General features: G+C 68.1%; 21 protein-coding genes. 10 read left to right on the forward strand and 11 right to left on the reverse strand.

From position 1 onward, the window contains the following. Positions 1 to 114 precede the first annotated feature (114 nt). The 4 genes from APY03_RS35290 to ssb form a co-directional block, all read right to left on the reverse strand. Positions 115 to 2,337, reverse strand: coding sequence for a polysaccharide biosynthesis tyrosine autokinase (locus APY03_RS35290; protein WP_068684771.1), 2,223 nt, complete (start codon positions 2,335 to 2,337; stop codon positions 115 to 117). Further along, positions 2,334 to 2,813 carry a low molecular weight protein-tyrosine-phosphatase gene (locus tag APY03_RS35295; RefSeq protein ID WP_068684773.1) on the reverse strand — a complete coding sequence of 160 codons (480 nt, stop codon included), beginning with the start codon at positions 2,811 to 2,813 and terminating at the stop codon, positions 2,334 to 2,336. Before APY03_RS35295 ends, APY03_RS35290 begins: the two co-directional genes overlap by 4 nt. Then, positions 2,810 to 3,781, reverse strand: coding sequence for a polysaccharide biosynthesis/export family protein (locus APY03_RS35300; protein ID WP_232081175.1), 972 nt, complete (start codon positions 3,779 to 3,781; stop codon positions 2,810 to 2,812). The genes APY03_RS35295 and APY03_RS35300 overlap by 4 nt, the downstream gene beginning before the upstream one ends. Before the next feature lie 387 nt (positions 3,782 to 4,168). Next, the gene (gene ssb / locus APY03_RS35305) at positions 4,169 to 4,708 is read right to left on the reverse strand and encodes a single-stranded DNA-binding protein (protein ID WP_068684777.1); all 540 of its coding nucleotides are present in this window, start codon (positions 4,706 to 4,708) and stop codon (positions 4,169 to 4,171) included. Between the two features lie 121 nt (positions 4,709 to 4,829). Here ssb and APY03_RS35310 point away from each other — a divergent pair, with 121 nt between their 5' ends. From APY03_RS35310 to APY03_RS35340, 7 genes are all read left to right on the forward strand, one after another. Continuing rightward, positions 4,830 to 6,206 carry a chloride channel protein gene (locus tag APY03_RS35310; protein WP_068684779.1) on the forward strand — a complete coding sequence of 459 codons (1,377 nt, stop codon included), beginning with the start codon at positions 4,830 to 4,832 and terminating at the stop codon, positions 6,204 to 6,206. Between the two features lie 62 nt (positions 6,207 to 6,268). Next, positions 6,269 to 9,316, forward strand: coding sequence for an excinuclease ABC subunit UvrA (uvrA, locus tag APY03_RS35315; RefSeq protein ID WP_068684781.1), 3,048 nt, complete (start codon positions 6,269 to 6,271; stop codon positions 9,314 to 9,316). Between the two features lie 177 nt (positions 9,317 to 9,493). Next, a complete protein-coding gene (atpE, locus tag APY03_RS35320) occupies positions 9,494 to 9,736 on the forward strand; it encodes a F0F1 ATP synthase subunit C (RefSeq protein ID WP_068684783.1) in 243 nt (80 codons plus the stop codon). Between the two features lie 55 nt (positions 9,737 to 9,791). Then, on the forward strand, positions 9,792 to 10,694 hold the full coding sequence (locus tag APY03_RS35325; RefSeq protein ID WP_068684785.1) for a DMT family transporter: 903 nt from the start codon (positions 9,792 to 9,794) through the stop codon (positions 10,692 to 10,694). Between the two features lie 236 nt (positions 10,695 to 10,930). Further along, positions 10,931 to 11,428 (forward strand): hypothetical protein, encoded by a 498-nt coding sequence (locus APY03_RS35330; RefSeq protein ID WP_068684787.1) that lies wholly within the window; start codon positions 10,931 to 10,933, stop codon positions 11,426 to 11,428. 18 nt (positions 11,429 to 11,446) lie between these two features. Continuing rightward, positions 11,447 to 11,920, forward strand: coding sequence for a hemerythrin domain-containing protein (locus APY03_RS40945; RefSeq protein ID WP_083944791.1), 474 nt, complete (start codon positions 11,447 to 11,449; stop codon positions 11,918 to 11,920). Between the two features lie 73 nt (positions 11,921 to 11,993). Next, the gene (locus tag APY03_RS35340; RefSeq protein ID WP_068684789.1) at positions 11,994 to 12,695 is read left to right on the forward strand and encodes a Crp/Fnr family transcriptional regulator; all 702 of its coding nucleotides are present in this window, start codon (positions 11,994 to 11,996) and stop codon (positions 12,693 to 12,695) included. A 59-nt stretch (positions 12,696 to 12,754) separates the two neighbouring features. Here the strand turns inward: APY03_RS35340 and APY03_RS35345 are convergent, their stop codons facing one another. The 7 genes from APY03_RS35345 to gtdA form a co-directional block, all read right to left on the reverse strand. Continuing rightward, a complete protein-coding gene (locus tag APY03_RS35345) occupies positions 12,755 to 13,672 on the reverse strand; it encodes an acyl-CoA thioesterase (protein WP_068684791.1) in 918 nt (305 codons plus the stop codon). A 120-nt stretch (positions 13,673 to 13,792) separates the two neighbouring features. Continuing rightward, positions 13,793 to 15,139 carry an FAD-dependent oxidoreductase gene (locus tag APY03_RS35350; protein ID WP_068684793.1) on the reverse strand — a complete coding sequence of 449 codons (1,347 nt, stop codon included), beginning with the start codon at positions 15,137 to 15,139 and terminating at the stop codon, positions 13,793 to 13,795. 58 nt (positions 15,140 to 15,197) lie between these two features. Further along, positions 15,198 to 16,157, reverse strand: coding sequence for a Bug family tripartite tricarboxylate transporter substrate binding protein (locus tag APY03_RS35355; protein WP_068684795.1), 960 nt, complete (start codon positions 16,155 to 16,157; stop codon positions 15,198 to 15,200). 150 nt (positions 16,158 to 16,307) lie between these two features. Next, positions 16,308 to 17,279, reverse strand: coding sequence for a Bug family tripartite tricarboxylate transporter substrate binding protein (locus APY03_RS35360; RefSeq protein ID WP_068684796.1), 972 nt, complete (start codon positions 17,277 to 17,279; stop codon positions 16,308 to 16,310). A gap of 43 nt (positions 17,280 to 17,322) precedes the next feature. Then, entirely contained in the window at positions 17,323 to 18,543 is a 1,221-nt protein-coding gene (locus APY03_RS35365; RefSeq protein WP_068684800.1) for a 3-hydroxybenzoate 6-monooxygenase, read from the reverse strand. A 31-nt stretch (positions 18,544 to 18,574) separates the two neighbouring features. Beyond that, positions 18,575 to 19,279, reverse strand: coding sequence for a fumarylacetoacetate hydrolase family protein (locus APY03_RS35370; RefSeq protein WP_068684802.1), 705 nt, complete (start codon positions 19,277 to 19,279; stop codon positions 18,575 to 18,577). Between the two features lie 72 nt (positions 19,280 to 19,351). Further along, entirely contained in the window at positions 19,352 to 20,422 is a 1,071-nt protein-coding gene (gene gtdA, locus APY03_RS35375) for a gentisate 1,2-dioxygenase (protein ID WP_068684804.1), read from the reverse strand. A 133-nt stretch (positions 20,423 to 20,555) separates the two neighbouring features. Between gtdA and APY03_RS35380 the strand changes: the two genes are divergently transcribed. The 3 genes from APY03_RS35380 to APY03_RS35390 all read left to right on the forward strand — a co-directional run. After that, positions 20,556 to 21,470 (forward strand): LysR family transcriptional regulator, encoded by a 915-nt coding sequence (locus tag APY03_RS35380; RefSeq protein WP_068684807.1) that lies wholly within the window; start codon positions 20,556 to 20,558, stop codon positions 21,468 to 21,470. A 46-nt stretch (positions 21,471 to 21,516) separates the two neighbouring features. After that, positions 21,517 to 21,966, forward strand: a complete 450-nt coding sequence (locus tag APY03_RS35385) for an acyl-CoA thioesterase (protein WP_068684809.1) — start codon at positions 21,517 to 21,519, stop codon at positions 21,964 to 21,966. 129 nt (positions 21,967 to 22,095) lie between these two features. Further along, positions 22,096 to 23,200 (forward strand): HAMP domain-containing protein (locus tag APY03_RS35390; protein ID WP_198161361.1); only part of this gene is annotated, 1,105 nt, incomplete at its 3' end.

Below are 23,200 nucleotides of genomic sequence, written 5' to 3' on the forward strand. Positions count from 1 at the left end.
GCCGTGCCCGCCGCGGTCTATTGATCAGCGTTTCCCTAGATGTCTCATCGTTTCCTCAATTCCCTCTGAGCGAGAGGCTGCGGAGCTCGCGCCCCTGTGAACATGGCGTCTGAATCAATATTGATAGTCGACAAAGCGGTATGCCCCGTACTTCGACCCTCCGTATCGGCGCTTGGTCATGTCAAGGTCGTTGAAGATCACGCCATTGACCGTGACGCCCGCGCCAAGCAGTCGCTTGGTCGATTCCTGCAGCTCGCCCTGGGTGCTGACCTCGGCCCGCGCCACCAGGAAGACTGCGCCCGCCATCGGGGCGAGGATGGCGGTGTCGGACGCCGCCAAGACCGGCGGGGTGTCGACAATGACCCAGTCGTAGTGCCTGGCGGCCTGCTGCAGCAGCACCTGAACCGAAGGCTTCGTCAGCAGTTCGGCCGAATTCGGCGGCAACACCCCGGTCGACAGGAAGTCCACATTGGCCGCTATCTCCCGATGCAGCGCCTTGTCCCATTGCAAGCTGCCGCAGATGACTTCGCTCAGGCCTTGCCTGCGGTTCACTCCGATGGCGTGGTTCAAGCGACCCTTGCGCAGATCACCGTCGATCAGCAGCACCTTCTTGTCGGTTGCGCCAAGCACGGCCGCCAGATTGGCGCTCACGAAAGACTTGCCGACCCCCGGCGTCGGGCCGCTGATCACGATGATGTTGATGGCTGAATCCAACATGGTGAACTGCAGCGCAGTTCGAAAGCTTCGAAGGCTTTCGACCACCGCGTCATGGGGATTCGCCGTGGCAAGCAACGGGCGCCTGGCGGCCGACTTGCTGGTTTCGCGTACAAGCTTCGCCTGCGCATCGGTATGCGGCACGGTTGCAAACACGTGCAGCCCGGCGCATTGCTCGATCTCGGCCGGGTCCTTGAGGCCCGGGCGCAAGCCGTTGCGCACAAAGGCCACCGCCAAGCCCAACATCAGTCCGAGCGTGGTTGCGAGCAGGACGGACAGCGCGCGCAAGGGCTTCGCCGGCTTCCTCGGAACGGCGGCCGGATCCACGATTCGCACATTGGCGACCTTGCCCTCCTTCACCAGACGCAGCTGCTGCGCGTTGTCGAGCAGCTTGACGTACAGCTCGCTGTTGACCTTTACGTCCCGCGTGAGGCTCAACAGTTCCTGCTCTACGTCGGGGAGCGTCTTGACGCGCCTGTCGAGCCCCTTCAGCTCGCCCTGAAGGCCGGCGATACGCGCATCGATCGTACGAATGGTGTAGTGCTCCGCGGTATAGAGCGCGAGCAGTTCTTTGCGCTTCTGCTGCAGTTCGACCACGCTGGTCTGCAGCTTGATGGCCTGCTCCAGGATCAGCTTGCCCTCGGTGTCCAGGTCGAAGCTGCTGTTGCGATTGCGGAACTGGCTGAACTTGGTCTCGGCCGCCTCCAACTGCCTGCGCAGTTCGGGAAGGAAGGTGCTCAGGAAACCCAGCGACTTGTCCGCCTCGGCAACCTTGCGCTCGACGTTCTGCCGCACGTAGAGCGAGCCGATCTCATTGAGTACGCGGGCGATTTCGCGAGGGTCTTCGCCTTCGAGGCTCGCCCGGATCACGCCGGACTGCTTGCCCTCCTCCGCGATCACGAGGGCCTTTTGAAGCCGCTCGATCACTTCCAGGCGAACGTGACGCCTGAGATTGAATTCAGCGCCTGGCTTGCCAACTGCGGCGCTCACCAGAAGCAGGCCTTGCTCGCCGGCCACTGAGAACGCCAGCGCCTGCCCGATGCGCTGCCCCCCCAAACGCTCGTTGTCGGGCGACAGCAACTCGTAGCCTTGCGCAGTCAGTCGCACGCGAAAGCGCTCCCCTTCCAGCGCCTCAGGCACGTCGAAGCCATCGACGCGCAGCGACTCGTTGCCGCTCACATAGCCCGACAGCATCAGAAAGCCGGGGTCGGATGGCTCGCTCGCGTAGCGCGCCAGCCACCGCCCGAACACCGGCACGTATCTCGGCGTCACTTCCACGTCGAGGCCCATGTTCTGCACTGTCTGCCCGAGCACCAGGCGCGAGCGCAGGATCTGCATTTCGGCTGATGCCGGAGAGCGGATGTCGAACAGGCTGGCAGCGTCGCCCAGCAGCGTGCCCGCCCCGCCCTTGCTCTCTTCCACCTGCACCATGGTGCTGGCTCGGTAGACCGGCGTGGCGAGCAGCGCATAGGCCACGCCCAACACGAGGCCCAGCACGGTCACCGCGGCGATGAGCCATCGGTTGTCGAGAACGACATCGAGCAGCTCGAGCAGGCTGATCTCGTCTTTCCCCACCCGCGATGGAAGCGACGCGTTGGCGGTGATGGGCGCAGGGGTATTCATTCGCAGTAGGCGATGGGCTGTGTGGGCAGAACGCGACTGCGTTCCAGCGCGCGGATGCGCCCGGCCCATGCGGCGATGCCGGCGGCGACGTCGATGCAGATGGCTTCGAAGATCTTGCGGGGCTTGCGGTACGGATCGGCGATGTCCAAGCCGGCTGCTTCGCCCACCCTGAACACCTTTCCCCATACTTGCGGATACCTCCGCCTGAGCTCGGCGGTGTGGCGCTGCTCCATCACCAGGATGAGGTCGGCGGCTCGGCACATCGCAAAGTTCACGTGCTGCGCGCGGTGGAGCGAAAGATCCAGGCTTCGTGCCGCTGCGAACTCGACCGCCATGGGATCTGCCGGCGCGCCCACGGGCGCAGCCAGGCCGGCGGATCTGATCGTCTTGCCGGGAAGCTCATGCGCCAACAGCGCCGCCGCGACCGGGCTGCGGCAAACGTTGCCTGAGCACAGGACGAGGATGTGTCGCGTCATTTGACGTTGTTGGCCACGTTGACCACCTGTGCACTCGGAAGGATCAGGCTGATGACGCGGTTCCAGCGCACCAGGGGCACGGGATCGACATACACGACATCGCGCGCCTTGAGTTCGAAGCCCTCCGCCAACGCGTAGGCCACCGGGGCGCTCGCATCGAGGTGGAAGATCTCCGGCATGCCGGCCGCGCCGGCCCGCACCACATAGATCTGCTGCGGATTCCCCGTCGTGGTGCTGACGCCGCCCGCTTCGCCCAGCGCCTGGTTGAGCGTGAGCCGCCCGTTGCGCAGCGGCTGGGCGACCGGACGCGTGACCTCGCCCATCACATAGACCTTCGCATCCTCGCGGCTGAGTACCCGCACCAGGTCGCCGGCGGCCAGGAGGATGTCTGTCGGGTTGACCCCCAGCGCCGTCAACCGCGGCAGGTCGATCACAGTGGTAGTGCCATGGCGCGAGACGCTGACGGAGGAACGATCGGCCTCGGCCGTGAAGCCCCCGGCCCGATGGATCGCCTCCGGCAGGGTCATCGGAATGTCGTTGACCGCCTGCAGGCCTGGGGCGCGCACCTCGCCATCCACATACACCCGGCCAGCGCGGTAGGACTGGATGCGAACCGTGAGCTTCGGCTCGCTGAAGTATTTGGCGAGACGTGTGATCAGCCGATCACGCACTTCTGTTTCGGTGAGTCCGGCGACCTTGAAACTGCCCACGTAGGGAAACTGGATCGTCCCGTCCGCGCCCACGTTGTAGCCGTTGCTGACGGGAGAGCCGGCGATGGCGTCCGTGGTGATAGAACCTGCCGGCGCGAGCACCAGGTCGGGGTGGTCCCACACGACGATGTTCAGAATGTCACCGCTGCCGATACGGTACGGCTGCGCGACACCGAACAGGCGCTTGACATCCGAGCCCACCACACTGGCTTGAGTCGCGCGCTGGCTGCGGATCAGTTCGGATGTAATGCTTTGCAATGCGCCGGGCGGCGGAAGATCTGCAGCGTCTGCGGACGGCCTACCGGAACCTGCGGACGCCCCTGCGACAGTCCCATCGAAGTTCACACCCGGTGCGAGGGCGCAGCCACACAGCACTGCGGCCGTGCAAATCAATGCGCATCGGAGGAACGGAGTCATCGCTGAAGTCGTTAAGGGTTGTGGCCAAGCGATGCGTATGGTGCTGAAGAGTCATCGTTGGAAACAATTGCCGCGACAATTCATCAGGATCTGCGCGACCTGACAGCGCCTTTTCCGCCACTGCTACAGACCCCTGGCGACCCCTGGGCTTCGATCGGCCGAATGGGCGCAAAAAAAGGCGCAGGGCCGTCAAGCCCTGCGCCTTTCGAGGCGACGTGGAGGATCTCGTCAGAAAGGAATATCGTCGTCCATGTCGTCGAAGCCGGACGAGGACTTGGCCGGTGCCTGGCGCGCAGCCGGCGATGCGGCCGGGGCGCGCGGTGCCGCGGCGGGCGGGCGCGAGTAGCCACTGCCACCGCCGCCGCCAGCGCCGCCCTGCGAGTAACCGCCGCCATAGCCGCCCTCGTCTTCGCCCGAGGGCGCGCCCTGCCCCTGGCGGCTGCCCAGCATCTGCATCTGATCGACGCGGATGTCGGTGGCGTACTTCTCGACGCCATCCTTGTCGGTGTACTTGCGCGTGCGAATCTGGCCCTCGACGTAGATCTGCGAGCCCTTGCGCAGGTACTGCGCGGCGATCTCGGCCAGCCGGCCGTTGAACACCAGGCGGTGCCACTCGGTGGCTTCGCGCATCTCGCCGCTCTGCTTGTCCTTCCACTTGTCGGTGGTTGCCAGGGTCACGTTGCAGATCTGGTCACCGCTCGGGAAGGTGCGGGTTTCGGGGTCGCGCCCGAGGTTTCCGACGAGGATGACTTTGTTGACCGATGCCATATGTGTTGCCCCTGGGGATGAGTGGACGGAAGACGGGAAACGCGACATTGTGCCGCATGAAAGCCGGCATCCGTCTTGCTGGCGAATGCTGCCACCGCTGCTGCGAGAATGAACCGCTGCGATGAACCGCGAACCCGACTTCCTCGAGAACCTGCGTGCCGAGCTGTCCAGCGGCCGCCTATGGCTCGATCGCGCCATCGTGCTGGCCTATGCGGTGGCCGCCGGCCTGTTCGTGGTGGGCTTCACCCTCGGCAGCGACGCGGCGTTCGGCTTTTTCCGTCGGCTGCATCAGGCGCAGCCCTGGGCCGTGCTGCTGTGGACGCCTGCCCTCACCGTCGCCATCGTCTGGGCCACGCGCCGATGGTTTCCGGGGGCGGCAGGTTCGGGCATCCCGCAGGTCAAGGCGGCGCTGCACCCGGCCCTTCCGCCGGAACGCCGTGGTCGGCTGGTGTCGCTGCGCCTCACCATCGCCAAGATCGGGCTCGCGGTCGCCGGCCTTGCGGCGGGCCTGTCGATCGGCCGCGAAGGGCCTTCCGTACAGGTGGCGGCCGGGGTGATGCAGCACGCGCGCCGCTGGCTCTCGCCCGCTTCGACCATCGATGCGCGCGCACTGCTGGTGGCCGGTGGCGCAGCCGGGATCGCGGCCGCCTTCAACGCACCGCTGGCGGGCGTGGTGTTCGCGATCGAGGAACTGTACGGGCGGCTGGAGATGCGCGCCAACGGCCTGATCATCACCGCCATCGTGCTGGCAGGGCTGGTGGCCGTGTCCGTTTTCGGCAATCTCAGCTACTTCGGAATCATCCGCGTGCCTGACCTGGGCTGGTCGGCACTAGGGCCCGGCCTGGCGGTCACGTTGGCGAGCGGCGTGGCGGGCGGCCTGTTCGCGCGCCTGCTCGCTGCCTCGCTAACCGGTGCGCCCGGGCGGCTGAACCAGGCCCGCGCACGCTGGCCGCTGCGCTTTGCTGCGGTGGGCGGCCTGCTGATCGCGGTGATCGGCCTGGTGACGGGCGGCGCCACCTTCGGCGCAGGCTCCGAGACCGTGAAGGGCATGCTGGCCGGCCATGAGGAGCTCTCGCCGCTCCACACCCTGCTCAAGTTCGTCGCTACCTGGCTGACCGCCTGGTGCGGCGTGCCGGGCGGTATCTTCGCGCCCGCACTGACCATCGGGGCAGGCATCGGCAACAGCATCTCGCAACTCACCGGCAGCGGCCTCGGCACGGCGCTGATCGCCGTGGGCATGGCCGGCTTCCTCGCGGCGGTGACGCAGACCCCGCTCACCGCCTTCATCATCGTGATGGAGATGGTCGACGGTCACTCGATGGTGCTGAGCCTGATGGCCTCGGCCATGCTGGCCAGCCTGGTGTCGCGCATGATCAGCCGGCCCCTGTACGAGTCGCTGGCCGAGCACATGGTGGCGGGCGCGATCGGCTCGCCCTCGCCGGTGGTGGCGCCGTCCGAATCCCCGCAGCAATCCGCCAAAACCGCCCCCGTGCCCTGAAAGCCCGAGGGATTTATCATGCTCGGTTGTCCAAAATCGACCGTCCTGTGAATCCCACCCTCATGGATAGCGCCAGCGGCGCCTATCTCGGCGATGGCGCCAGCGGCGCCTACCTCGGCGCCGCGCTCGCGCAGCAGCGCATCAGCATCCGCGGCGCGCGCACGCACAACCTCAAGAACGTCGACCTCGACATTCCGCGCAACAAGCTGGTGGTGATCACCGGCCTGTCTGGCTCGGGCAAGTCCAGCCTGGCCTTCGACACGCTCTATGCCGAGGGCCAGCGCCGCTATGTGGAAAGCCTGTCGGCCTATGCGCGCCAGTTCCTGCAGCTGATGGACAAGCCCGACGTGGACATGATCGAGGGCCTCTCGCCCGCGATCAGCATCGAGCAGAAGGCGACCAGCCACAACCCGCGTTCCACCGTTGGCACGGTGACCGAGATCCACGACTACCTGCGCCTGCTGTATGCCCGCGCCGGGACACCCTACTGCCCCGACCACGACCTGCCTCTGCAGGCGCAGACCGTCTCCCAGATGGTGGATTCGGTCATGGCTATTCCAGACGAGCCGCGCCTGATGATCCTGGCCCCGGTGGCCCGCGAGAAGAAGGGCGAGTTCCTCGAGCTCTTCGCCGAGATGCAGGCCCAGGGCTACGTGCGCTTCCGCGTCGACGGCCAGACCTACGAGTACAACGACCTGCCCAAGCTCAAGAAGACGGAGAAGCACGACATCGACGTGGTGATCGACCGCCTGCGCGCGCGCCCCGACATGCAGCAGCGCCTGGCCGAGAGCTTCGAGAATGCGCTGCGCCTGGCCGAGGGCCGCGCCATCGCTCTGGAGATGCACGAGGGCGGCAGCACGAAGGAACACCTGTTCAACGCCAAGTTCGCCTGCCCGGTCTGCCATTACTCGCTGGCCGAGCTGGAGCCGCGCCTGTTCTCCTTCAACTCGCCGGTGGGCGCCTGCCCGAGCTGCGACGGCCTGGGCCACCGCGAATTCTTCGATCCGCAGCGCGTGGTCGCCTTCCCCTCGCTGAGCCTGGCCAGCGGCGCCATCAAGGGCTGGGACCGGCGCAACGGCTACTACTTCAGCATGCTGGAGAGCGTGGCCAAGCATTACAAGGTCAGCGTCGACACGCCCTTCGAGGAGCTGCCCGCCTCGGTGCAGCAGGCGGTGCTGCACGGCTCGGCCGAGGAGGAGATCAAGTTCTCCTACACCATGGAAAGCGGCCAGCAGGCCGGCAGGAAGCTGGTGCGAAAGCATCCCTTCGAGGGCGTGATTCCGAACATGGCGCGGCGCTACCGCGAGACCGATTCGGCCATGGTGCGCGAGGACCTCTCGCGCTTTCGCAACCTGCAGCCCTGCCCCGACTGCACCGGCACGCGCCTGCGGCGCGAGGCGCGCCACGTGTACCTGGTCGACGAGTCGGAGGGCGGCGCGCAGCGCATGGCGATCTACGAGATCAGCCACGCCACGCTGCGCGAGAGCCTGGCCTATTTCCAGCAGCTGCGCCTGCACGGCGCCAAGGCCGAGATCGCCGACAAGGTGGTGCGCGAGATCGGCCTGCGGCTCAAGTTCCTCAACGACGTGGGCCTGAACTACCTGAGCCTCGACCGCAGCGCCGAGACGCTCTCGGGCGGCGAGGCGCAGCGCATCCGCCTGGCCTCGCAGATCGGCTCCGGCCTCACCGGCGTGATGTACGTGCTCGACGAACCCAGCATCGGCCTGCACCAGCGCGACAACGACCGGCTGATCGGCACGCTCAAGCATCTGCGCGACATCGGCAACAGCGTGATCGTGGTCGAGCACGACGAGGACATGATCCATGCGGCCGACCACGTGATCGACATGGGCCCCGGCGCCGGCGTGCATGGTGGGCGCGTGATGGCGCAGGGCAGCTACGCACAAGTCGCCGGCCATCCCGATTCGCTGACCGGTCAGTACCTTTCGGGCGTGAGGAAGATCGAGGTGCCCAAGCGCCGCACCCCCTGGCTGCCGGTGGTCGCCAAGGCGGCGGCTGCCGAGCCGAAGAAGGCCTCGCGCTTCCCAATGAGCCCGGCCGCAGAGCGACGCGCGGCGCGCGAGGCCGCGCACCTCGCCACCCAGACCGACCTGCAGGAGATCCGCGTGGTCGGCGCCACCGGCAACAACCTCAAGAACGTCAGCGTCGCCTTCCCCGTCGGCCTCTTCACCTGCGTGACCGGCGTCTCGGGCTCGGGCAAGTCCACGCTGGTCAACGACACCCTCTACGCCGCGGTCGCGCGCACGCTCTACCGCGCGCACGAGGAGCCGGCCGCGCACGAGACGGTGGAGGGCATCGAGTACTTCGACAAGGTCATCAACGTCGACCAGTCGCCCATCGGCCGCACGCCGCGCAGCAACCCCGCCACCTACACCGGCCTGTTCACGCCGATCCGCGAGCTGATGGCCGAGACCAACACCGCACGCGAGCGCGGCTACGGCCCCGGCCGCTTCAGCTTCAACGTCGCGGGCGGGCGCTGCGAGGCCTGCCAGGGCGACGGTGTCGTGAAGGTCGAGATGCACTTCCTCCCCGACGTCTACGTGCCCTGCGAAGTCTGCCACGGCCAGCGCTACAACCGCGAGACGCTGGAGGTCCAGTACAAGGGCCGCAACATCGCGCAGATCCTGGACATGACGGTGGAGGCCGCCCACGAGTTCCTGAAGGCCGTGCCCACCATCGAGCGCAAGCTGCGCACGCTGCTGGACGTGGGGCTGAGCTATATCAAGCTCGGCCAGGCGGCGACCACGCTCTCTGGCGGCGAGGCGCAGCGCGTCAAGCTGGCGCTGGAGCTCAGCAAGCGCGACACCGGCCGCACCCTCTACATCCTCGACGAGCCGACCACCGGCCTGCACTTCGCCGACATCGAGCTCCTGCTCAAGGTGCTGCACCAGCTGCGCGACGCGGGCAACACCATCGTGGTGATCGAGCACAACCTCGACGTGATCAAGACCGCCGACTGGCTGATCGACATGGGCCCCGAAGGCGGCGCCGGCGGCGGCTCGGTGGTGGGCGAGGGCACGCCGGAGGCACTGGCGGCCCACGAGGCCAGCCACACGGGCCGCTACCTGAAGCGCCTGCTGCCCGGCTGAACCCGTGGGGTCCGCGATCCAGGTCGTTGCCCTGGGCTGACGCGCCGCCGCGGCCGGCCGCCATGACCTCCGAGGTCATCGACGCCACGCACCCGCTCCGCGACATTGGAGAAAAGCCGGAACCGCGGTGGTGCCGGCAGCCACCAGGCCGAACTTCCAAAGCCACGAAAGAGCAACATGACCCAAGGCTTCGACATCCTCCCCCTCGCCGTCGCGCTTCTCATCGGCATTGCCGCCGTGGGCTCCTGCATCGGCATCGGCATCGTCGGCTCGAGGCTGCTGGAAGGCACGGCACGGCAACCCGAGCTCAAGGACCAGTTGCAGACGCTCTTCTTCCTGATCGCGGGCGTGACCGATGGCGCCTTCATCATTGCCACCGGGATCGGCCTCTGGTTCGCGACGGCAAATCCGTTCCGCTGAACGCATGGGAGGCAGCGCCTGCACGACGCAGGCGCGCAGGCCACAATGCCCGGCCATGCACGCTTTCACCCCACGCCACCTGGCCCTGCTCGTTCCCCTGACCCTGATCTGGGGCATCAACTGGCCGGTGATGAAGCTGGGCGTGGCCAACTATCCGCCACTGACCTTCCGCGCGCTGACCCTCTTGCTCGGCCTGCCGGTGCTGGCGCTGGCGCTGAAGGCCATGAAAGTGCCCTTTCGCGTGCCGCGGCGCCAGTGGCCCGAGCTGCTGTTCCTGGCGGCCACCAACATGTTCGTCTGGCATGCCTGCATGATCCTCGCGGTGAAGGCGCTGTCGAGCGGGCGCGCGGCCATCCTGGGCTACACGATGCCGGTCTTCTCGGCCGTGATCGGCGCGATCCTGTTCTCGACCATGCTGACCCGCCGCGGCTGGCTGGGCGTGAGCGCCTGCGCGTTGGGCGTGGGGCTGCTGCTCTGGCACGAGCTCACCCACCTCGCCGGACGTCCCGGCTACGTCGCGCTCGCGCTGGTGGCGGCGGCCACCTGGGCGCTGGGCACGCAGTTGCTGCGGCACGCGCGCCTCGAGCTGCCCACGCTCGCGCTTTCGTTCTGGATGACGGCGTTGACCACGGTCGTGATCAGCGCCCTGTCCTGGGTTTTCGAGCGCACCCAGTGGCGCGCGCCCAACACGGCCGCATGGGGCGCGATCCTCTACAACGCGGTGCTCATCTTCGGCTTTGCGCAAGCGGTGTGGTTCTACCTGGCGCGCAGCCTGCCGCCGGTCGCCTCGACCCTCAGCGTGATGCTGATCCCGGTGCTGGGCGTTTTCAGCGGGGCGCTGTGGCTGGGCGAGACCGTTTTTTGGCAGGACTGGGCAGCGATGGTGCTGATGATGGTGGCCATTGCCTCGGTGCTGTGGCCGGCCGGCGCGCCGCGCGACGAGCGAGCAAGGCCCTGACTCCGGCCGCCTCGGACGCGCGGGGACGAAGCCGCTGTCCGCGGCGAATTGACGATCGTGCGCCAGCGAGGCTGCCGGCAGCACATCGAGCCGCATGCGAATCGCTGTGGTCGTTCCAGCGTCGAATTCTTGATGAATGACAAGGAACTCCAACTTGCACAGAACTCCTGTCGGCGCCTGCCGATCCGACAAGGCAGGTGGATGACCACTGCTTCTTCAACACCCAGGAGAGTGAAATGAAATTGATTCTTCAACGCCTGATCCTCGGGACCGCGGCGGCGGCATTGGCCATGGCGTCGGCCGGCCCCGCACTGGCGCAAACGACGGCCCACGGCCAAGACGCGACAGCGCCACACAAGCTCAGCCTGGACCATGGACGCAAGTGGAGGACAGACGAGCCGCTGCGTGCTGGCATGGGGCGCATCCGCGACATGGTCGAACCGCGGTTGGCCGCTGCGCATGCCGGCAAGCTCACCCTCGATCAGTATCGGGACCTGGCCACGCAGATCGAGACGGAGGTCGGCGGCATAGTGGCCAACTGCAAACTCGAGCCCAAGGCCGACGCGATGCTGCACCTGGTGATCGCCGATCTGGCCGCAGGCACCGACGCGATGGCCGGCAAGGACACCAAGACCCGTCCGGCGCTCGGCCTGGTCAAGGTGGCCCAGGCGGTCAACCGTTACGGCAGCCATTTCGACCACCCCGGCTTCAAGCCTGTGCGCAACGTTCAATGACCCTCAAGGAGACCGATCATGAAGTTCACGACTCCCCAACCACTGCAACGCGAGCACGAGGCCTTGCACGAGCGGCTGCGCAAGGCCACCCAGGCCGGCGGCGAGGTCGGACAGGCGGCCCAGGCGCTCGCACGCTTGATGCACCCGCACTTCGTCAAGGAAGACCAAATCGCGCTGCCGCCACTGGGCCTGCTGGTGGCCCTGTCGCGCGGCGAGGACAGCGACGAGATGGTCGAGGTACTGGAGCTCACCGACCGGCTCGAAGCCGAGTTGCCGCAGATGCTGGAGGAACACCGCAGCATCGTCGACGCCTTGAACAAGTTGCGGGAGGCCGCAGAGCGAGCTGGCAGCAGTGACGTCGTCGCCTTCTCCGAGGCACTGGTCGAGCATGCGCAAACCGAGGAAGCAGTGATGTACCCGGCCGCCATCCTCGTCGGCCAGGTGGTGCGGCAGCGCCTGGGCAGACAACCGGCCAGACAGGCGAAGGAATAGCGGCGATGCACCCCGATCGCACGCCACGACGAGGGGGCATTCGGATCGTGCCCGCCGTGATCGCCTGAACGCGATGGGCGGCAGGCACATCCCTACGACGGCCCTGCTCGCGCAGCTGCCGCTGTTCAAGGAGCTGGACGACGCCGCAGTGGCCCGACTTGCCTCGGAATCGGTGCGCCATCCCCTCAAGCGCGGCGATGTACTGTTCCGCAAGGGTGGGCCTGCGCTGGGCATCTACGTGGTCGTCTATGGCGACATCAAGCTGGTTTCGATCACGCCGGCGCGCGGAAGTCGGCTGAGCGGCATGGTCGGGCCCGGGCAAAGCTTTGGCGAGCCGGTGATGTTCCTCGAGAGGCCGGCACTGGTCAGTGCCGAAGCGGCGCGCGATGCACTGGTGCTGCTTGTGCCCAAGTCGTCCGTCTTCGCGGAACTCGATCGCAACCCGAAGTTTGCCCGCCAGATGATTGCCGGCCTGAGCCGTCGCGTCGAGGCCCTGGTGCGCGAATTGGATCGACAGGCCATCGGCAGCGGCGCAGCGCGTTTCGTCGCCTATCTGCTGCGCCAAGCCCATGGAGAGCCAAGCCTGTCGTGGACCCTGCCAGCCGCGAAGGCTGAGGTCGCCTCTCAGTTGAACCTGAGCCCGGAACACTTCTCGCGCATCCTGCACGAACTGGCCGGGGCGGGCCTGCTGGAGGTCCAGGGCCGACGCATCGTCGTGCCCGACACCCGTCATCTCCAGCGGGCGACGGCGCCGCGCGGAACACCTGCGCCGTAGAGAAAGACGATGGAGCACTCCTTCCCGCCGGCCGTGACGAGCGCGGCACTGCGCAGCACTTAGATGGGCGCTGCGCCCCCCATGCTGGCCCAGGGGCTTCCTTCGGGCAGCACGCGGATCATTCCTTCCTGCGCGGCCGACGCGACCAGCCGCCCGTCGCGCGTGAACAGGCTGCCGCGGGACAACCCGCGGGAGCCGCCGGCGCTGGGCGAGTCGATCACGTAGAGAAGCCAGTCGTCCATGCGGAAATCGCGGTGGAACCACATCGCATGATCGAGGCTGGCCGGGCGCACGCGGCCGCTCATGAAGCTGAGGCCGTGGGGCAGCATCGACGCGCGCAGCAACCCGTGGTCGGACGCATAGGCGAGCAGCGCGCGGTGCACGACCGGATCATCGGGCAGCGGCGCGATCGCGCGCATCCAAAGCGCGGCCTGCGGCGGCCTCGGCGCCGGCGTGAGCAGATCGTCGGGATCGACCCGGCGGTATTCGATGCCGTGCGGCGCGAGCGCGGCGTTGCGCCATCGCTCGGGCAGCCGGTCGCCGAGCGCGCGGCGCTGCTCCACTTCGCTCAGCAGGCCTTCGGGGCCGGGCTCCGCCGGCATCGGCAACTGGTGCTCGACGCCCTCGTCCACCGTCTGGAAGGAGGCCGACATCTCGAAGATGATGCGATCGCGCTGGCGCGCCACCACATGCCGCGTGGTGAAACTGCGCCCGTCGCGCACGCGATCCACCGCGTACTCGATGGGCGCATGCTCGCCGGGCAGCAGGAAGTAGGCATGCATCGAATGCACCGGCCGATCCGCGGCCACCGTGCGGCTGGCGGCCACCAGCGACTGGCCCAGCACCTGGCCGCCGAACACGGCCGGGGTGCCGATGTCTTCGCTCTGGGCGAGAAAGCGGTCCTCGCCCAGCGGCTCCAGCCGCATCAGTTCTACGAGTTCGCCGACGAGGCGGGCGGCGGTGGCGGGATCGGTCATCGGGCAGGGTGTCGGGGACAAGAGATCCGGCGACGATAGCAAAGTGCCTGCCAGCCAGCTGTCCCCAGGCTGTCAGAAGGTGTGAATGGATCCGGGCGTGACGGGTGCGTTCACGGCTTCTCAGCGATCGAGGTCGGCGCCGTCGGCCGCCAGCGTCTTCTGCAGCGCCGCCACATCGACATCGGCGAAGCGCGAAGTGCCCAGCGAAGCCGCCGCCGTGCCCGCGGCCTGCCCCATCACGAAGCAGCCGCCGCTGGCGCGCGCGGCCGACTGGCCCTCGTGCGTCATCGAGGCGCAACGGCCGGCCACCAGCAGGTTGTCCACGCCGCGCGGCACCAGCATGCGCCAGGGGAGCTGGTTGTAGGTGCGCTGCTCGTCGCGCGGGAAGGCCCATTCGATCTTGCCCGCGGCGTGCATCTCCATCGGCCAGGCGTTGATGCCGATGCTGTCGTCGAAGCGCGCCGAGGAGAGGATGTCCTCGCCCGAGAGTGCATACAGGCCCTCGATGCGCCGCGTCTCGCGGATGCCCACCTGCGGAGCGATCTCGACGATGGCCGACTGCTCGAAGCCTGGCACCTCGGCCTTGAGAAATCGGAAGTACTCGCCGATCTGGCGCCGGCCCTCGACCTCGCCCTCGCTGAGCTCGCGCGCGTCCACGCCGTTCATCGCATCGCCCCTGGCGTTGCGGATCTGGGTGACATTGGCGCGCCATTCGCGCGGATCGATCTGCGGCCGCAGGATCGCACCCTCGCGCGGGAAGCGATACGCCCCGGGGCTGCGTTCCAGCGCCTTGGCCATCAGCTCGTTGATGGCCTTGAACTCGCCCACGGCGGCCAGCGCGCGCGGCGCGTCCACATGGCCGACGCGGAACATGGTGGAGGGAAAGAGCCCGCTGCCGTGCCCGTCGCCGACCGCGAAGGGCACGCCAGCGAAGGCAGCCACGTCGGCGTCGCCGCTGGCGTCGATGAAGGCATTGGCGCGGATAGCGACACGGCCGGACTTGGTCTCGACCGCCAGCGCGGCGATGCGCGCGCCGTCCATGACCACCGCCGCGGCCAGCGCATGGAACAGCAGCTCGACGCCGGCATCGAGCAGCAGCTGGTCGGCTGCGCACTTGTAGACCGAGGTGTCGTACGAGCGCACGCGGATGCGGCCCTGCATACCGTCCTGCGGCTTGTTGAGCCCGCCCAGTGCGTCCATGCGCGCCAGCAGCTCGTCGACCACGCCATGCACCAGCTGCGTCATTTCGCCGCCGCGCTTGCCGTAGAGCCCCGCGAAGTTGGTCACCCCGCCGGCCGTGCCCATGCCGCCCAGGAAGCCGTAGCGTTCAACCAGCAGCGTGCGCGCGCCGTGGCGCGCTGCGCCCACCGCCGCGGCCAGGCCGGCCGGGCCGCCGCCGACCACGACCACGTCGTACTCGCCGAAGACCGGCAATTCGCGCTGCGGCTCGATGACAGGGGCAGTCATTCGGAAACCTCCGCGCTGCGCGCTGCGGTGCCATTCGACCTGGAAGCGGCCTGGGGTCTCATTGCAGCTTGATTCCTTGCGTGGAGATGATCCGGGTCATCACGGCCGCCTCTTCCTTCACGCGCGTGCGCATGCCGTCGGGCGAAGTGCCCACCGCCTGCCAGCCCTGCTCGAACAGCTTCTGCCGCACCTCGGGCGACTTCATCACCACGGCCAGCTCGCGCGTGATGCGGTCCTGCGCAGCCTTGGAGAGATTGGCCGGGCCCAGCAGCGCGGTCCAGACCTCGAGGCTGAAGTCCTTCACGCCTGCATCGCCCAGCGGCGGGAGCTCGGGCACCAGCGCGCTGCGGCCGCTGGTCACGCCGATGGCCTTCACCTTGCCGGCCTTGACCTGGGGCATGGCGATGCCCGGGGGGATGAGCGCCATCTGGATCTGGTTGCCGATCAGGTCGGTCATGACCTGCGGGTTGCCTTGGTAGGGCACGTGCACCGCCTTCAGGCCCGGCACACGGCTCTTGAGCAGCTCCATGCCGAGGTGGCCCACCGAGCCGACGCCCACCGAGCCGTAGCTCCACTTCTCGCCGCTCTTGCGGCCGGCCTCGAAGAAGGCCGCGCCGCTCGGCAGGCTGTTCTGCGCCACCAGCACCAGCGGGGCGGTGGTCAGCAGCGAGAGGTAGGTGAAGTCCTTGGCCGGGTCGTAGGGCAGCTTCGGGTAGAGCACCTTCGACGAGGTCAGGTTGCCGTTGATCACCACGCCGAGGGTGTGATCGTCGGTCGCCTTGGCCACCTGGTCGGCCGCGATGTTGCCCGAGGCACCGGGCTTGTTGTCGACCACGATCGGCTGGCCCAGCGCCTTGCCCAGCGGCTCGGCAATGGTGCGCGCGGCGATGTCGGGCGTGGAGCCGCCGGGGAAACCGACGACCAGCCGCACCGGCTTGGTGGGCCAGGTGGCCTGGGCGGCAGCGGCCAGCGGAAAGACGCAGGCGGCGATCAGGAGGGCGCGTTTTGAAGCTTGCATGTGAAGACAAGTGAATTGGATGAGGAACTGTCGAGGATACGTGCCCCATTCCAGGCATACCGGGGAACCGGCTTTGCCGGGCCGCTGGTATGGCCCCCGGTAGGGGGTGGGCGGCTACACGAAGCGAGCCAACCTGGGGGCGAGCAACAGTTACTCCAGGCTGATGTTCCCGCGCCGCACCAGCTCGCCGTAGACCTTGGACTTGGCCTCGGCCTGGCGCCGGATCTCCTCGGGCGACCAGGCCAGCGGCTCGAAGGCGAAAGTGTCGAAGCGGGCGCGGATCTCGGGGTCGGCGATGACCTTGGCAACGTCCACGTTGATCTTCGCCTGGACGGCCGGCGCCACGCCCTTGGGTGCGAGCAGCGAGACGAAGGAGTTGACCTCCAGGCTGGCGGGGCCGCCGGCCTCGGCCATGGTGGGCACGTCGGGCATCTGCGGGACGCGCTTCGGCGCGGCGACCGCGATGTAGCGCAGCTTGCCGGCCTTGTAGACGCCCTGGCTCGACGGGATGCTGGCGAAGGCCCACGGCACCTCCCCCGAACCCACGTTGGTGTAGAGCTGCGAGACCTCGCGGTAGGGCACGTGCTGCATCTGCACGCCGGTCAGCGCCTCCAGCTGCTGCGCGCCCAGGTGCCCCGGGCTGCCCACGCCCCAGGAGCCGTAGCTCAGCGGCGCGGCCTTGGCGGCGGCGATCAGGTCGCTCATGTTCTTCCACTTGGAGCCGGTGGGCACCGCGACGAAGAAGGGCGTGCGGAACAGCGAGGCCACCGGGTCGAAGTGCTGCAGCGTCACGAAGTTGCGCGACTTGTACAGGTGCGGCAGGGCCGCGACGTGTTCGCTGTCGAGCTGCAGCAGGGTGTAGCCGTCGGGTGCCGCGCGCCGGGCCTGCTCGATGGCGATGAAGCCGCCGCCGCCGGGCTTGTTGTCCACCACCACGCGCTGGTTCCAGAGGCGGCCGAGCTTGTCGGCCACCAGGCGCAGCACTGCGTCGGGGCCGCTCCCGGCCGCGAAGGGCGTGACCAGAGTGACGGGCTTGCCGGGGTAGTCGGCAGCGGATTGCGCGGCGGCGCCGGCGGTGAAGAGAGCGGCGGCGAGGCCGGCGATCAGCGGAATCAGTTTCATGGAAGGCTTGTCTCAGTCGGGTTCTATTGAAAAGAGTGTCGGGTCAGGCTTCGGCGCGTTGCGCGTCGGCCAAGCAGTGAGCGGGGTTCCACGCATAAAGCCATTCGACCGCATCGTAGAAGCGCTCCGGCGTGCGGCCGACCCACAGGCTGTTGCGCACCAGCCGCTCCACACCCTTGGCATGGTAGAGCCGGCCCATCTCGCGCACCGACAGCACGACGCGTGCGGTGCGCGCCACGCGCGCCGACGAATAGAGCTGGAACGCCGCGGGCAGGTCGAAGTCGCAGGCCTCGACGGCGGCGCCCAGCGTCACCGCGTCCTCCAGCGCCATGCAGGCGCCCTGTGCCAGGTACTGCATCATCGGATGGGCTGCGTCGCCCAGCAGCGTGGCTCGCCCCTGGCTCCAGTTCGCGACCGGCTCGCGGTCGGCGGTGCTCCAGCGGCGCCAGGAGGTGGGCCGGTCCAGCAGCTGGCGCGGTCGCGCATGCACGCCCTCGAAGTAGGAGAGCACCTCATCCTTGCTGCCGTCGGTCACGCCCCATTCCTCGTCGTAGCGGCTGTGGAAGGTCACGACCAGGTTGTACTGCTCGCCATGGCGCAGCGGATAGTGGACCAGGTGGCAATTGGGGCCGGCCCAGACCACGGGCGCGTTCCAGCGCAGGTCCTCGGGCATGTCCGCGGCCGGCACCACCGCGCGGTAGACCACGTGGCCGGAAACGCGCGGCGCGTCGCCGATCAGCTTGCTGCGCACCACCGACTTCACGCCGTCGCAGCCGACGACGGCGTCGGCCTGGAAGCGCCGGCCGTCGCGCGTGACGGCCACGACGCCGCGCTCGCCGATGTCGAGCTGCTCGACCTGCGCCGACGTGTGCAAGCGGATCAGCGGATGCTGCTTCACCGCCTCGTGGATCGCACCGTGCAGGTCGGCGCGGTGGCTCACTGCATACGGGTTGCCGAAGCGCGCACGGAAAGCCTCGCCGACCGGGACGGAGGCAACCTCGCTGCAGTCGATCGCGTCCATCATCACCAGCCGGTCGGTGAACACCGAGCCGCGGCGCACGGCCTCGCCGACGCCCAGCGCGTCCAGCGCGGCGAAGGCATTGGGGCCGAGCTGGAGACCGGCGCCGATCTCGCCGATGGCGGCGCTCTGCTCCAGCAGCTCGACGGTCATGCCCAGCCGCGCCAGCGCCAGTGCCGCCGCCATGCCGCCGATGCCGCCGCCGATCAGCAGCACGGTGGGCTTCTCTTGTCGTGGGTTGCTCATGGTGTTCGTCTCCCGCGGTTGACTCAGGAACTCAATCCACGCGCACGGCGATGGAATCGAGCCCGTCGATGCGCACGTTCATGGTCTGGCCGCGCTGCACCGCGCCCACGCCCTCTGGCGTGCCGGTGAAGATCAGGTCGCCGGGCTGCAGCGCGAACAGCGTCGAGAGATTGGCGATCACCTCGTTGACCGACCAGATCAGGTTGCGGATGTCGCTCTTCTGGCGCGTCTCGCCGTTCACCTCCAGCGTGATCGCGCCGCTGGCGATCTCGCCCGCGTCCGCGCGCCTGCGCACCGGCCCGATGGGCGCCGAGAAGTCGAAGGCCTTGCCGATCTCCCAGGGCCGGCCCTGCTCGCGCATCTTCATCTGCAGGTCGCGGCGCGTCATGTCCAGGCCGACCGCGTAGCCGTAGATGTGCTTCGGGGCGTCTTCCACAGCGATGTCGCGGCCGCCCTGGCCGATCAGCACCACCAGCTCGGCCTCGTAGTGGTAGTTGGCAGTCTGGCCCGGGTAGGGGATGCCGACCGTCTCGCCGGCCGGAACCGGCACGACCGAGGCATCGTCGTTGGGCTTGCAGAAGAAGAAGGGAGGCTCGCGGTCGGGGTCGAAGCCCATCTCGCGCGCATGGGCCGCGTAATTGCGGCCGACGCAGTAGACGCGGCGCACCGGGAACAGGTCGGACGAGCCGACGATGGGAAGGCCGACGGTGGCCGGCGGCGTGACGACATAGGACATGGGAGCTCCTGCCGCAGGGCGGCACGTGGTTCGGGACAACAAAAAATGGGCTGCCGCGCAGACGGCGCGATGTCAGGCGTCCTGCAGGAAGGCCTCGCGCAGCACGCCCATGGCGAGCTGCACCGGACGGTCGGAGAAGCTGAACAACACCGCGTCCTCCGCGGCCGAGAGGCGAAGCGGCGCCCACGAAGGCACCACGAAGGTGTCGCGCGGGCCGAAGTCGAAGCGCTGCCCGCCGATCTCGGCCGTGCCGCGCCCTTCGACCACGCTGTAGACCGTGCCGTCGGTGGCGCGGTGCGTCTTGCCTGCAAAGCCCTTGGGCAGCAGCTGCAGGTTCGTCCCGATGGTGGGCATCGGCGCGCCGCCGGTCAGCGGATTGACGTAGCGCAGCTTGTGCCCCAGCCAGGCATCGGGCGCCTCCTGCTTGTGCAATTGGGCCAGCGCCTCGCGGCTGCGCACATAGGGGTAGTTGAAGATCGGCGAGGTCGGCGCGACATGGTCGTGCCGCACCGGCACCATGTTGTGGCCGAAGCGCGCCAGGCTGTTGCCTTCGGGCCGGGCGACGTGCTGCACCTTGGCATCGTCGTTCTCGGCGAAGCCGGCGTCGAAGAAGCGCAGCATCGGAATATCGAGGCCGTCCAGCCAGACCACCGGCTCGGCCACGCCCTCGATGCCCTCGTTGCCGTGGTCGTGCCAGGCCCAGGAGGGCGTGATGATGAAGTCGCCCGGGAACATCGTGGTGCGCTCGCCGCCCACCGTGGTGTAGGCGCCCCTGCCATCGACGATGAAGCGCAGCGCCGACTGCACATGGCGGTGCGAGGGCGCGATCTCGCCGGGCATGATCAGCTGCAGGCCGGCGTACAGCGACTGGGTGATCGAGGAACGGCCGGGAATCGCCGGGTTCTCCAGCACCAGCACGCGGCGCACCGCTTCTTCGGCCGTGATGAGCGCAGCGGATTCCATCAGCAGCGGGCGGATCTCGTCGTAGCGCCAGAGCGCAGGCACGCAGGGCGTCTGCGGCTCGCGCGGCACCAGGGCGTGCAGCGATTCCCACAGCGGCGTGAGGTTCAGCGGACGGATGCGCTCGTAATACTCGCGGCGCTCGGCAGCGTCGCCGCGCGCAGCCTGGGGGGCGGTGTTCATGGGGGTGTCTCCGGGCGTTCGTCGCCTCGGGGTGGATTGTTCGCCACGACCACTATTTCCTCAAGACCTGCAGCCAATACTTGGGATCATGTTTTTCGATAATGGGCTCCCCCGCCCCAAGAAGGAAGACCCCATGGCCAAGCTCGATCTCGAATGGCTCGCCGTGTTCGACGAGATCTACAAGACGGGCAGCGTCTCGAAGGCCGCCGAGCGCCTGGGCCTGGCGCAGGCCGCGGCCAGCACCATGCTCAACAAGCTGCGCGCGCACTTCGACGACCGCCTGTTCGCGCGTACCGCGCAGGGCATGCAGCCCACGCCCTATGCGCAGCGCATGCTGCCGCATGTGCGCGAGGCCCTGTCGCAGATCGAGCAGGCGCGCGGCAGCCGCAGCAGCTTCGACCCCGCCCTGGCGCAGCGCAACTTCCGCATCTGCATGACCGACATCAGCGAGGTGGTGCTCCTGCCGGCCCTGCTCGACCACCTGCGCCGAAACGCCCCCGGGGTGCACATCGAGACCGAGATCATCTCCACCGACAGCGGCAGGCGGCTGGCCGACGGCGAGGTGGACCTCGCGGTAGGCTTCATGCCGCAGCTGGACGCGGGCTTCTACCAGCAGACGCTCTTCATGCAGAACTTCGTCTGCCTGGCGGCGCGCAACCATCCGCGCATCGGCGAGCGGCTCACGCGCAAGCGCTTCGAGGCCGAGGCGCACGCGGTGATCTCCTCCTCCGGCACCGGCCACGCCATCGTGGACAAGACCATCGCGCGCCTGGGCCTGAAGCGCGAGGTGGTGGTGGCGCTGTCCAGCTTCCTGAGCGTGGCGCGCATCGTGGCCCACACCGAGCTGATCGTGATCGTGCCGCGCATCCTCGGCGAGGTGCTTGCCACGCAGGAGCCGGTGAAGCTGCTGGAGCCGCCCTTCGCGCTGCCGCACTACGCGGTCAAGCAGCACTGGCACGAGCGCTTCCATGCCGACCCCGGCAATGCCTGGCTGCGGCGCACGGTGGCGCACCTGTTCGGGCCTGGCAAGGCCACGGCCCTCGCATAATCGCCGCAGTCCCGCATTCCCTTTTTCTTCACCGCCGAGGCTTCCCATGACCAGCATCACCCTGCGCTTCCTCGCCGAGCCCAGCACCGTCAACTTCGGCGGCAAGGTCCACGGCGGCACCGTCATGAAGTGGATCGACGAAGCGGGCTACGCCTGCGCGACCACCTGGTCAAAGCGCTACTGCGTGACGGTGTTCATCGGCAGCATCCGCTTCCACCACCCGATCATGATCGGCGACCTGGTCGAGGTCGACGCCCGGCTGGCCTACACCGGTACCAGCAGCATGAACATCGTGGTGGAGGTGCGCAGCGGCGACATGAAGGGCGGCGAGATGCAGAAGACGGCCGAATGCCTGATCGTCTTCGTCTCGGTCGACTCTCACGGCCGGCCGTTGCCGGTGAGCGCCTACACCCCTGGCACGCCCGAGGAAGCGGTCTTGGCAGAGCGGGTGCGCGTCCACCTGACCGCCTCGCGCGCCGCGTCCGGCCAGAGCTAGTCCCAAGGGTCCTGGCCGGGCCGGACGCGCGCCTGGTTTGTCCGATCTGTCTGACGCGGTTTCAGGACGGCGGTCGATACACTGCCCCGCACCAATCGAGTTTGCCGCCCCCGAGGGCCGGAGGAAATGATGAACGTCCTGGACAAATCGATCGCGACCGGGTCGCTCGAGGAAATGGCCATCCTGCTCGACGCGCTGACCCGCTTTCGCAAGGGTGACGCCGAGATCCGCCTCCCGCAGCACTGGACCGGCCTGTCCGGCAAGGTGGCCGACGTCTTCAACGACGTGGTCGAGCAGAACGCCATGCTGGCGGCCGAGCTGGTCCGGCTGCGCCAGGTGGTCGGCAAGGAGGGCCAGCTCAAGCAGCGTGCGGCGCTGTTCGAGACGCGGGGCTTCTGGGGCGAGTCGATCGAGTGCGTCAACGCGCTGATCGAAGACCTGGTGCATCCGACCACCGAGGTCGCGCGCGTGATCGGCGCCGTGGCACAGGGCGACCTGTCCAAGAGCATGGCGCTCGAGGTGGACGGCCGGCCGCTGGAGGGCGAGTTCCTGCGCACCGCCAAGACCATCAACAAGATGGTTGAGCAGCTCGGCAACTTCTCGGCCGAGGTGACGCGGGTGGCGCGCGAGGTCGGCACCGAAGGCAAGCTGGGCGGCCAGGCCAAGGTCAAGGGCGTGGCCGGCACCTGGAAGGACCTGACCGACTCCGTCAACTCGATGGCCGGCAACCTGACCGACCAGGTGCGCAACATCGCCGACGTGACCACCGCGGTGGCCAAGGGCGACCTGTCCAAGAAGATCGACGTGGACGTGAAGGGCGAGTTCCTGACCCTGCGCAACACGATCAACACCATGGTCGACCAGCTGCGCTCCTTCGCCTCGGAGGTGACCCGGGTCGCCCGCGAGGTGGGCACGGAGGGTTCGCTGGGTGGCCAGGCGCGGGTCGAGGGCGTCTCGGGCACCTGGAAGGACCTGACCGATTCGGTGAACTCGATGGCCGGCAACCTGACCTCGCAGGTGCGCAACATCGCCGACGTGACCAAGGCGGTGGCGGCGGGCGACCTCTCCAAGAAGATCACGGTGGACGTCAAGGGCGAGATCCTGGAGCTGAAGAACACCGTCAACACCATGGTGGACCAGCTCAACTCCTTCGCCGCCGAGGTCACGCGGGTGGCCCGGGAGGTGGGCACCGAGGGCAAGCTGGGCGGCCAGGCCGACGTGCAGGGCGTGGCCG

Source organism: Variovorax sp. WDL1 (assembly GCF_001541225.1).
Taxonomy (GTDB): Bacteria; Pseudomonadota; Gammaproteobacteria; order Burkholderiales; family Burkholderiaceae_C; genus Variovorax.